The 11,015-nt window shown below is 42.1% G+C and carries 8 protein-coding genes and 1 rRNA gene; all 9 read right to left on the bottom strand.

The window, feature by feature from the left end; genetic code table 11:
* Positions 1-559, bottom strand: a 16S ribosomal RNA gene (locus F608_RS0124145); the annotation flags it as partial.
* Between the two features lie 163 nt (positions 560-722).
* Positions 723-3,491, bottom strand: coding sequence for an Hsp70 family protein (locus tag F608_RS0124140; RefSeq protein ID WP_022668302.1), 2,769 nt, complete (start codon positions 3,489-3,491; stop codon positions 723-725).
* Between the two features lie 8 nt (positions 3,492-3,499).
* On the bottom strand, positions 3,500-4,165 hold the full coding sequence (locus F608_RS0124135) for a DUF2760 domain-containing protein (RefSeq protein WP_244154321.1): 666 nt from the start codon (positions 4,163-4,165) through the stop codon (positions 3,500-3,502).
* A 270-nt stretch (positions 4,166-4,435) separates the two neighbouring features.
* On the bottom strand, positions 4,436-4,711 hold the full coding sequence (locus tag F608_RS0124130) for a ComEA family DNA-binding protein (RefSeq protein WP_022668300.1): 276 nt from the start codon (positions 4,709-4,711) through the stop codon (positions 4,436-4,438).
* A 370-nt stretch (positions 4,712-5,081) separates the two neighbouring features.
* Positions 5,082-7,025, bottom strand: a complete 1,944-nt coding sequence (locus F608_RS33220) for a polysaccharide biosynthesis protein (RefSeq protein ID WP_051148625.1) — start codon at positions 7,023-7,025, stop codon at positions 5,082-5,084.
* A gap of 24 nt (positions 7,026-7,049) precedes the next feature.
* Positions 7,050-8,270 carry a DegT/DnrJ/EryC1/StrS family aminotransferase gene (locus F608_RS33215; RefSeq protein ID WP_022668298.1) on the bottom strand — a complete coding sequence of 407 codons (1,221 nt, stop codon included), beginning with the start codon at positions 8,268-8,270 and terminating at the stop codon, positions 7,050-7,052.
* On the bottom strand, positions 8,257-8,901 hold the full coding sequence (locus F608_RS33210; RefSeq protein ID WP_022668297.1) for a sugar transferase: 645 nt from the start codon (positions 8,899-8,901) through the stop codon (positions 8,257-8,259). The genes F608_RS33215 and F608_RS33210 overlap by 14 nt, the downstream gene beginning before the upstream one ends.
* Positions 8,879-9,748, bottom strand: coding sequence for a sulfotransferase family protein (locus F608_RS0124110; protein WP_022668296.1), 870 nt, complete (start codon positions 9,746-9,748; stop codon positions 8,879-8,881). The genes F608_RS33210 and F608_RS0124110 overlap by 23 nt, the downstream gene beginning before the upstream one ends.
* A gap of 52 nt (positions 9,749-9,800) precedes the next feature.
* Positions 9,801-11,000 carry a glycosyltransferase family 4 protein gene (locus tag F608_RS0124105; protein WP_022668295.1) on the bottom strand — a complete coding sequence of 400 codons (1,200 nt, stop codon included), beginning with the start codon at positions 10,998-11,000 and terminating at the stop codon, positions 9,801-9,803.
* Positions 11,001-11,015 lie beyond the last annotated feature (15 nt).

Raw genomic sequence — 11,015 nt, 5'->3', positions numbered from 1 at the left:
CGCCCCCCGTGTTACCGCGGCTGCTGGCACGGAGTTAGCCGGCGCTTCCTCCACAAGTACCGTCAATAAGATCATCTATTAAACAATCTTAACTTCTTCCTTGTTGACAGAGCTTTACGACCCAAAGGCCTTCTTCACTCACGCGGCGTTGCTGCGTCAGGGTTGCCCCCATTGCGCAAAATTCCTCACTGCTGCCTCCCGTAGGAGTCTGGACCGTGTTCCAGTTCCAGTGTGACTGATCATCCTCTCAGACCAGCTAACCATCGCAGCCTTGGTGGGCCTTTACCCCACCAACAAGCTAATGGTCCGCAAACTCATCCACAAACAATTGCTTTCAGGAAGAGGCAATCTTTCATTTGTCTACTTGTGTAAACAAACTTCATCCGGTATTAGCTATCCTTTCGAATAGTTATTCCGGGCTTGTGGGTAGATTATCTACGTGTTACTCACCCGTGCGCCACTCTACTCAGGATTGCAAGCAATCCCTTTCTCGTTCGACTTGCATGTGTTAAGCACGCCGCCAGCGTTCATTCTGAGCCAGGATCAAACTCTCCAGTTATAATCCTTTAACTAAAACTTTAAGGTCTTTTCAAGACCCGCTTCAAAACTTCTTCACTGACCAATTTTCAAAGATCAAAAGTCCCCTTCAAGAGAACTCGATAATACTATATGAAAGTTTAACCAATGTCAAACCTTTTCTTAATTTTATCCACATATTTTTATTATTTCAGAACAAGCCCCTCGGGCAGGCGCTCACCAAACTGAACACTTCTATCCTTCAAAGCCATTTCAATTTTTTCATTGACTATTTTAAGGAGTTTAGGCTCTGCGCCGTTTTCTTCCAGCCAGGAAACGGCCCTTTCAAGATCCTCGGGAGAAACATCCCGGGTACGGTCCCCGGTTTTTCTCACAAGCTGGGAAATCAGTTCAAGGGCCGGTCCCGGTTTTTTCCATTTGATTTTCATGAGCTGGTCTGTCCAACGCATCACTTCTGCCGGCGGCACGACCCTGTCCATGGATCCGTATAACAGCTCCCTGGCCCCCAAACGTCCCAGAGTCCAGAAGAATTTATCTGAACTTTTCCCGGTTTTCAGCTTGGCCAGCAGAGGTTTGGCCAGCACCACTTTGTCCTTGACCAAAAGCCTTTCCATATTTCCAGCCGTCATCCATAATTCGATCATCTCTTGGGGAGCCATCTTGACTTTGTTCTTCACAAGCAAAGAGGATACTTCTTGGAAGAACTGCCGCTGCTGGCCGGCTTTCAAACCAGCCGCTATCCTTCTGACAAAAATCCACCACTCAAGCCGGTTCTGCTTTGCCTTATCAAATTTCAGACCGGATAGATAAATTTTCCATAATTTCCTTGCCCGGTCTCCATCAAAGGCATCTCCGAATCCCGGTCTCATACAGAAACCTGTCAAGTTCAGCCATCGGCTTTCATGTGCCGGAGAGAGTTCCCGGGTGGAGTCGATTTCAATAAGCTGATCTGCCAGGCGCCTTAAAAAAGAGAGGGGCCAGTTGAATTTCTTTTGGTCTACAACCCCTTCAATTTTTTTAACAATACCGATAACCCCATCCTCTTCCCGGGATGAAAAAGCCTGCCGGGTTATGGAACAGGCCTTTTCTATGATGGCATCCTCATAGATTTCCCTTTCCTGTCCTTCCTCACTCTGCCCGGATCCCCTGAGCTGGAACTGCAGTTTCCATCTATGGTCACTGACCAAAGATCGGCAGTACATGGCAAGGGTTCCCATCTCCGTATATTCTGCACCGATACTGACCGGGATCTCTTTTCTTTCCCCGTTCTTTCCGAATTTAATAATCGTCTGGATGGGAGCCATGGACGTCAGGGTTTTGTCAATAGGGATGATATCCCCTGCCAGATCTCCGGATCTGAAGCTTGAACTGTAAACCGGGAAGCTGACCGGCTGGTTTGCCCGGACTTCATATTCCATCCGGGGAAGGCTTATGCTGGACCCTTCATCCAGCCCCCTTTCCACCAGGCATACGGCTTTAGGCTCTGTTTCCTTTTGCACGGAAACTCCGAGGTAGTAGCTTCTCGGGCTGCCGCTGCCCACTTTCACGCCGATCCCCTGTTTTACAAGCCCATAATATGAGGCCCCTATTCCCACGGCCAGTTCAGGTCTGCTGTTTTCCAAGATCCCGGGTTTAAGGGGTTCGTCGGATTTAAACCAGCGCCGGATGGATTCCTTGATTCGGGACTGCACCAGGTCAGGCGTCAAGGTGCCACCGTTGAAAAGGATAAAATCAGGTATGGGATCCTCTTTTCCAAGAGCCTTATGAATACTGTCCCTATGATTTTCAAGAAAATTGATGATATGCTTGGTCACAGACGGCTCTTTTTCAAAAGGCAGTCCAAAATCGGCAATTTCTTTACCGGATTGGGATTCCAAGAGATTTTGGGAATCCACGTCCGGAAAGAACTGCCCCCTGAGAACCGTTTCAACATCCCCCCGGGTCAGATCGGCCGCAAGTGTTCCTGCAATAAGGGAGCGCCCCTCCCCTTTTATGGTAATCCGTACACTTTTTTCGCCCTTCCCTAAAATCGTCTCCTTGGCTTCCCTGCATCTATGGCAGAGGGTTTTCCATTTGTCCGACGTCATGGAGGTTTTTGATTTGAATTTGGCCTCAACTATTTTGGCCAGGGCCAGATCAATATTATCGCCCCCCAGAACAAGGTGGTCTCCGACGGCAATGCGCTCAAACCTGGGGGTTCCCTGGGCGGCCTTCAGGGAGATGAGGCTGAAATCGGTTGTTCCCCCTCCCACATCACAGACCAGGACCAGATCATCCTCCTTGATATGCTGATCCCAATCCGTTTCATGGAGGATCAGCCAGGAATAAAAGGCCGCAAGAGGCTCCTCCAAAAGAGTGACCGATTGCCCCAGACCGGCAATCTTTATGGCCTCCATTGTGAGATCCCTTGCCTCCTCGTTAAAAGAGGCCGGCACGGTAATCACCACAAACTGATTCTCAATGAACTGATCTTCGTCTTTGACAAAATGATTCCAGGCGCTCCGGATATGGCTTAAATATTCCGCCGTGGCTGCTACAGGGGAAACTTTTTCAAATCCCTGCCCCCCCCAAGGCAGAATCTTTGCCCTGCGGTCGGCCTTGGGATTGCACAGCCAGGTCTTTGCGGAAGAAACCAGCCGGGAGGGAATTTTTGAACCGTGATCCCGGGCAAACACACCTGCAAACATATCCTCTCTTTTTTTCCAAGGATGTTTCAGAACTTCCTTGGAAATGTCATACTCGCCAGGGATATATAAAAAAGAAGGGAGAACCGGAATCTTTGAAAATTCACCGTGCCCGGTCAGCTGGGGTACATTAAAAACCTTAATCCCTTTTTGTTTATCCGGTCGCTTGCCGGATTCCTCCCGGAGCAGAGATACGTCCACATAAGAGACTGCGGAATTGGTTGTCCCCAGATCGATACCGATAACAAATTGTCTATCCTGAAAATCCACAATCGCCCCTATTTGATTTCTACTTCAGCCGGCATGATAATACTGGAGTCCTGAACTTCGGAGAGCTTGGGGATTTCCTTTTTCCCGGCTTTCCATCCCCGGTGCTTCAGGGATCCCTGAAAAGGAGGATCACCCGCCACATTCCCCACAAGGCTGATGGAGTCCATATCAAACCCCGGATCAATTGTAACCGCATCCCCCTCTTCCGAATCAATCACCGGCCTGGGATCAATATATTTTTTTACGGCTTTTTTACAATCTTCCTGGATGCTTCTGACTGCAGCACCGATCTGTTCATCCTCATAAAGGCTCAAGTCTTCATCAAAAAAATCCAGCAGGCGCCCCTCCCGTTGGAGAACGGCAAGAGTGTGGAGAAAGATCCTCCTGTTTCTGTCCTGCTCAATTCTCGGGTCTATGAAATCTTTTTTCCCGGATTTCTTTTTATGTTTTTCTTTGAGCTGGGCATGAGCTTGCTGAAAAACCGGTGACAAGCTAAAAGTCAGCACCAGCCACCCCACCATTCCCAACAGAAAACAAATGCCGGCAACACCGGGAACGATCCAGAGATAAAAATTTTGAAAAGCCAATTCCATATATTTTAGCCAGACCGGGAAATTCTGACCCAGCAGGTCCCTGCCCGCATCCGTTGAAAAAACGGTTAAAAATCGAGCCATTGCGTAGTATCCGGCAGCACAGACTCCTGCACTTAGAATGACCATATACAAACTGATAATGCCAAAAGATTTTTTTCTATATATTTTTGAAATATCCAAGCCTTTTCTCCCCAATATCCAGCGGTCATACATTTGCATCCAATATAAAAGACCATGTTACAAGCGGCAACATGGTCTTAAATTATAATACAGAATCTGTCCAGATCAAGCTATGGTTTTGGGTTCGATTTTGATCTTGGAATCAGGGAATTTTTGCCGGGTCAAGCCCGTTCACTTTACCACAATTCTGTCTTTATTGGCCTCAAATACTTTCTGACCCACCCCTTTCACTTTCATTATGTCTTCAGGTACTTGAAAAGGATGAGCCTTCCGGTATTCAATGATCCGATCTGCAATTTTTTCGCCCACCCCCTTAAGGGTCATCAGCACTTCTTTATTCGCTGTATTGATATTAACCTTCCCGGTATCGGCAACCGCCGAAACGAGACAACATGCAACCAATAATCCTGCTAAAATTATGGAAACTGACTTTTTGATATTCTTCATGATACTTTCTCCTTTATAAAGTTGATGTAAATAAACATTACCGAAAATTTCCCTGATTGCTCAAAAGGAAGCCTCAGTTGGAGATCTTCGCTCAACCCCATTATCAAAAGAGAACTATAATTCGAAAACTTAGTTTAAAATCAGCTAGCGGCTGAATCGGAATATGATTAATTATCATAAAGGAGATCGTTTTGAAGGTCAAATAAAAATCACTTTTTCTTGGAACTATATGTAATTTATTGCCTTATTGGAGTTATTTATTTATCCAATAAGGCAGTAAACCAACAAAAAATCATCTTCAGAAACAGTACCGCCTCTCTATTTCATCGTTTCTAATCAAAAACTCTTGCAAATGCCCAGAGGGGCAACTTCAGTTAACGATTCCGCTGACTGAATATTTAGGATTAAAAACGCAGGCACTATTCTGAATATCATACTCTGGAACAATTTCTTTCATCTTAAACTGAATTCCGCAAATATCGTGTTGTTTTGCTAAGGCATTCAATTCATCAATTTTAACCATCAAACTATGACGAAAAACATTTTGGCTGCCATGCCCGTTCCAATGATCATTGGGTTTTAAAACCATAATCTTTTCATGTGGCGTCTCAATGACCCCCTCATCGGCGGTAATTAACTCTTCATAAAGTTTTTCCCCCTGACGCAGGCCTGTATATTGGATTTCAATATCGATATCAGGCTCTTTCCCAGACAACCGGATCAAATCTTTAGCCATATCGGCAATTTTGATGGGAACTCCCATTTCCAATACAAAAGTTTCGCCACCTCTTCCCTGTGCTCCAGCCTGAAGAATCAATTGAGCCGCCTCTGGGATACTCATAAAAAATCTTGTCACTTCAGGATGGGTTACCGTCACAGGTCCACCTCGTTCAATCTGTTCTCTGAAAAGCGGTATGACTGATCCGGATGAGCCAACAACGTTTCCGAATCTCACCGCCATCATTTTAGTACCATTCCCGAAACGGCTTTGTACCAGGAGTTCACAGACTCGTTTGCTTGCGCCCATTATATTGGTAGGCCGAACCGCTTTATCCGTGGATACGAGAACAAAGTGGCCAACTTTATACTTCTGAGACTTTTCGAGAAGTATTCGGGTTCCCTCTATATTATTCGTCACTGCCTGCCATGGATTCCTCTCCAACATAGGGACATGTTTATAGGCTGCGGCGTGGAATATCACGTTGGGTTTATAAGATTGCAGTACTTTATCAATTAAATCAGAATCCTGAATAAATCCTAATATGGTGGAATATCTCTGGTATCCAGCCCGATGCTTTAATTCCATTTGAATTTTATACAAACTTGGCTCGGAGGCATCCAATAGTATTAATTGGCGCGGCTGAAATTTAATAATCTGCCGGCATAATTCACTTCCGATACTACCGCCGGCGCCAGTGACCAAAACAATTTTTTCATTAAGATATTCATTCACTTTTCCAGAATCTATCTTCACAGGCTCCCTTCTAAGCAAATCCTGATACTTAACATCTCTTAATGCACTGATTTTAACTTTCCCATCAATGAGCTCTCCGAGTCCAGGAAGTGTTTTAAACGGCAAACTACACTTCTTACATTCCTCAACAATTGCCCTCATCTCAAGCCCTGTAGATGCAGGGAGGGTAATGAAAATTTCAGCAATTTTGTATTTCCCCTTGATACCGACAAGATCCTGCCTGCTGCCTATAACCGGTATTCCATGAATAGCCCTTCCAACTTTTTTTTCATCGTCATCCAAAAATCCGACAACTTTATATTGATATCTTGAATTTTCCTTTAATTCTCGAAGAATTTTTTCACCGGAACTGCCAGCGCCATAAATCAAAATAGGTTTGGCCAGTTTTCTCTCTATTTCCTTGGAATCGTTATGTCCATTTTTATTCTGCAAAGCATACTCCTTAAAAAGGAGTCGAATAGCAAAACGAAAACCACCGCAAAACAAGAAGGTGAGAATGCCGTCAATGAGAAAGATCGTTCTTGAATAACCTTGAAAACGGTGAATGAGAAGGACTCCAACCATAATTAACAATGTAGAAAGCATTGTGGCCTTAAAAAGGCTCCAAATATCTTCTACCCCGGTGTAGCGGTACATGCCCTTATAAAGCCCCATAACCCAAAAAAGACTGAACTTTAAAATGAGGATCCCCGGCAACAATGAAGCGATCTGGTCCAAACTACCGCTGGAAAGAACAAATTCAAATCGGATGACATAGCCACCGAAAAGGGCTATGGAAAAAAATATTAAATCCAGCAGGCAAACAATGTAAAAATTTGAACTTTTAATCCTAAAAAACATTTTCTTCAACTGTATCGTTTACGATCAAAGATCATTATCAACTTTCTTTCCACATCCATGTATAATCTCAATAATTCTATCTATATCCGAATTCAACATGGCTGTTCCAGAAGGAAGGCATAGTCCCCTGTAAAATAAATCCTCACTTACTTCTCCTCCAACTATTTTGCAGGGATATCTCCTCTTACAATAAGCACCGTTCTCATGGATTTCCCCTGGATTTTGAAAAACAGGCTGCAAATGCATTGGTTTCCATACTGGCCTTGATTCAATATTTTTCTTCTCCAATGACAATCTGACAAAGTCCCTGTCCTCTCCAAAAATCTCAGGGTTTATTAATATACAAGTTAACCAATAGTTAGGCTCGCCGTACTGTGCTATCGGCATAAAATCAATTCCAGGTGTTCTTTCAAGCTTTTCTTTATAATAATGATAAATTTCTTTTTTCCTTTGAACTCTCTCTTTTAAAACTTTTAACTGTCCTCTGCCTAATGCTCCAAGGACATTGCTCATTCGATAATTGTAACCGATTTCAGTATGTTCATAGTAGGGGAAAGGTTCCCGAGCCTGTTGAGATAAAAATCTAGCACGATTTATCAAATCCTCATTATCTGAAGCCAGCATGCCCCCACCTGAAGTAGTAATAATTTTATTTCCATTGAATGAATAAATAGATGCAAAAGCACCTGTTCCAGCATGTAATTTGAAAATTTTTTCATTTTTTTTTCGAAGATAGTATGCCCCCATGGCTTCGGCAGCATCAATAATTACAGGGATCTTATAGCTCTCACAAATTTCATAAATCCGGTCATAATCGGAACATTGGCCATATAAATCAGTAGGAATGACTGCCTTTGGGAGATTCCCCTGTTTGTTCGCCGAGTATAATTCTTCAGCCAGCAAGTCCGGATCCATATTCCAAGTTTCTCTATCTGAGTCAATAAAGGTAAGTTCAGCTCCTAAATAAACGGCTGGACTTACGCTTGCTATAAATGTCAATGATGAAGCAAAAACCTTTTCCCCCGGGCCGACGCCAGCCTCTTTGAGGGCCAAATGCATGGCAGCAGTGCCGCTATTTAATGCCAGGCAATGCTTAATCCCTGTGTACTTAGAAAACTCTTTTTCAAATGCGTTTACTTGAGGGCCTATCGGCGCAATATAATTGCTTTCAAAAGCTTCCTTAACAAATTTTTGCTCAAACTCTCCCAAATGAGGAGGAGAAAGAAATATTCTATTGCTTATCATGAAAACCACTTGACGATTCCCCTACAATTGTTTTTAAAATATATCGTATATCGTCTCGGAAGTTCCAATTTTCAATATAGTCTATATTAATGCGAACTTTATCCGGCCAAATCACCTCTCTGTTATAAACTTCAGGATCCTCTACAGAGGCTAGCAATTTTTCTTCCTCTTTATATTTTAATGTAGCAGGCCCTGTTATACCCGGACGTATCGAAAGGATTAATTGATCTTTTCCATTCAATGTATCAGCGAACCCAGGCACATCCGGTCTGGGACCGACAAAGCTCATATCTCCTTTTAGGACATTAAACAATTGAGGTAGTTCATCTATTTTCATTTTTCTAATTATTCGGCCTGACCAAGATATTCTACGATCGTTCTTAGTTGTCACTGAAGTGTAAAGCTCGGCATCAGTTTTCATAGTTCTTAGCTTTATTAAATTAAAAAGCTGTCCATTCTTCCCAACCCGTTTTTGAATAAAGAAACCGTTTTCTCTAGTGTCAATAGTGGCAACAACAAAGCCTATCAACATTATCCAGCTTGAAAAAATAAGGCCAGCTATCGATAAAAATATATCAAAATTTCTTTTTAACGACCTTTGGGACTTTTCAAATCTTAACAACTGATTCATATTTCAAAAGCTTAAGCTCAGGCTCTATGATTTGTATTATCTCTTTGATATCGTAATTTGACAATTCTTTTCTATATTTACCAATACTTTTTGAATTCACATTTCTCACCGCGAATTTCAGTTCATCCGTATTTGCAGGGATAGATAGAAAATCACAAATTTTTTTAATATTTTCAAAAGGGTTCCGAACAAAACTTTCATATGAAATCTGAAACATCCTTTTTTCAGGTATAAAAGGTAAATCCCTAAAAGAATTTTGAATACATCTTTTCCATTGAAATGCACAGACTTGGTTTAAACTATATCTACTGCCGTTTTTTTGTATTTCTTCGGTTACAGGCCCCCAAGTTTTCAATCTTTTTTCACTGGAAAAAATCCTCTGAGTTCTATTTCTCAAAAATTTGATCCCATAATATGGGAGATCTCTGATAGGAGTAAATCTAACTTTTTTCATCGTATATTTTAAATCAAAATCAGCAATCCATCTTTTTTTGGCAGACGCAACAGCATCGAATCCGTTTCGATATATTAATATGTATTTGGCATCTGGCAAAATTTCATTAACAAATGACAGCCGAAGAGAGTTTGCACAAGTTTTTTCCACTACTGTATTTAGCTGATATTGTTTCCTGATTTCCGAGAATGCTTCTCGTATGTATGCCTTAACTTTATCTCTAACCATATCAGGCGTAAATTCATCACTTAGAAATGTTGAATTCCCATATCGCCAAATTAAATTAATCTCATCACAGGGCCAAGTTCCCACATTATCAAAAGAAGTGATGACATCGCGTATTATATTTGTTCCCGAGCGCGGGGCACCAATAATTACTACTTTTTTGACCATTTAAGATTCCCTTCCACTTTTAAATCTCTGATGGAAACAAACCGATTGAAGTTCAAATTATGTCAAACCATTTGCTGCCAAGAACATCATAAGTTCTATTATTTTGTAAATATCGATACCCTAAGTATCCCATTCTTTCTCTTTCAGATTTAGTACACTGTCTTAATTTTAATATTGCATCAGCAATTGAAGCCGAATCCTCTGGCTTAATATGAACTCCGCACCCGGATTCCAATACAACGCTATGTTTCGAACATAGTGCATGAATAACCGGACGACATGCTTTCATATATTCAAACACTTTTGTGCTATCACTGCCGATTGCAAAAGAGGGATAATCAAGTAATCCAGCATATGTTACATCCATCAATTGTAAAAATGAATTCAGCTCCTTTTTAGGTACCCATCCCACAAAAATAACATTTGGTAAATCAGCCGCTTTTCGTCTCAAATATTCTTCATCTGCTCCAGTCCCGGCTAAAATAAAATAAACATTCTTATCTTTCAGCTGTTTTGCCGCTTCAATAAAATACTCGAGGCCATAAACTCTGCTTAAACTACCCGCATATCCCACCATAAAACATTCATGGCGAGGCAATTTTTCTTTAGTCTGCAAGGAGAGGTCACGGGATTGATCAGTTGAGTCGAGTACAACCCCATTTTGTATTGCTCTGAATTTTCCTTTGCCCAACCCTCTCTTTTCCATTGTCGATTGAACTCCACTATTCACTGCCACAACAATATCAGAATTTTTATACGCGTATCTTTCGGCAAAAATCATTACCCAGACGACTGGATTTAAGAAAGCCGTTCGTTTGGTTTCCAAAATAACATCCGGCCATAAATCTCTAGATTCAAAAATCAATTTTGCATTGAATTTATTTGCTAATCTCCTTGATAGCCATATCCAGAAAGGGGGGGGCGAAGAACATATGACAGTATCAACAGATCCGGGAATCAAATCGTGAAGTACCCTTAGTCTATACGCAAAACAAATGTAGTTCCATAACCGCTCGATATTGGACTTGTATTTTGGAGTTTTGAGCCAGATCATATTGATGCCGTCTAAATTCTCCCTGTGGTATTTATCTTTTACCCTAGGTAATTTGTTTAGTTTGTGACTGAAACTTGAACTTACAATGGTTACATCGACTCCCCTTTTAATTAGTGCTCGCGCGACATAATACGACCTGAAATTGGGGCCATGATGAATAGACCCTGCATTGTGGTTTATAATGAGGACATGTCTCATTTGTAAGCTTTGTCC

This window comes from Desulfospira joergensenii DSM 10085, assembly GCF_000420085.1.
Classification (GTDB): Bacteria; Desulfobacterota; Desulfobacteria; order Desulfobacterales; family Desulfobacteraceae; genus Desulfospira; species Desulfospira joergensenii.
This window is presented reverse-complemented; position numbering and strand designations above follow the sequence as displayed.

What these genes read in the sequence shown, in the direction of transcription:
- F608_RS33210 (WP_022668297.1), bottom strand. Translation starts at nt 8,901, where the DNA reads ATGAATCAGTTGTTAAGATTTGAAAAGTCCCAAAGGTCGTTAAAAAGA.
- F608_RS0124110 (WP_022668296.1), bottom strand. Translation starts at nt 9,748, where the DNA reads ATGGTCAAAAAAGTAGTAATTATTGGTGCCCCGCGCTCGGGAACAAAT.
- F608_RS33220 (WP_051148625.1), bottom strand. Translation starts at nt 7,025, where the DNA reads ATGTTTTTTAGGATTAAAAGTTCAAATTTTTACATTGTTTGCCTGCTG.
- F608_RS0124130 (WP_022668300.1), bottom strand. Translation starts at nt 4,711, where the DNA reads ATGAAGAATATCAAAAAGTCAGTTTCCATAATTTTAGCAGGATTATTG.
- F608_RS33215 (WP_022668298.1), bottom strand. Translation starts at nt 8,270, where the DNA reads ATGATAAGCAATAGAATATTTCTTTCTCCTCCTCATTTGGGAGAGTTT.
- F608_RS0124135 (WP_244154321.1), bottom strand. Translation starts at nt 4,165, where the DNA reads ATGGCTCGATTTTTAACCGTTTTTTCAACGGATGCGGGCAGGGACCTG.
- F608_RS0124105 (WP_022668295.1), bottom strand. Translation starts at nt 11,000, where the DNA reads ATGAGACATGTCCTCATTATAAACCACAATGCAGGGTCTATTCATCAT.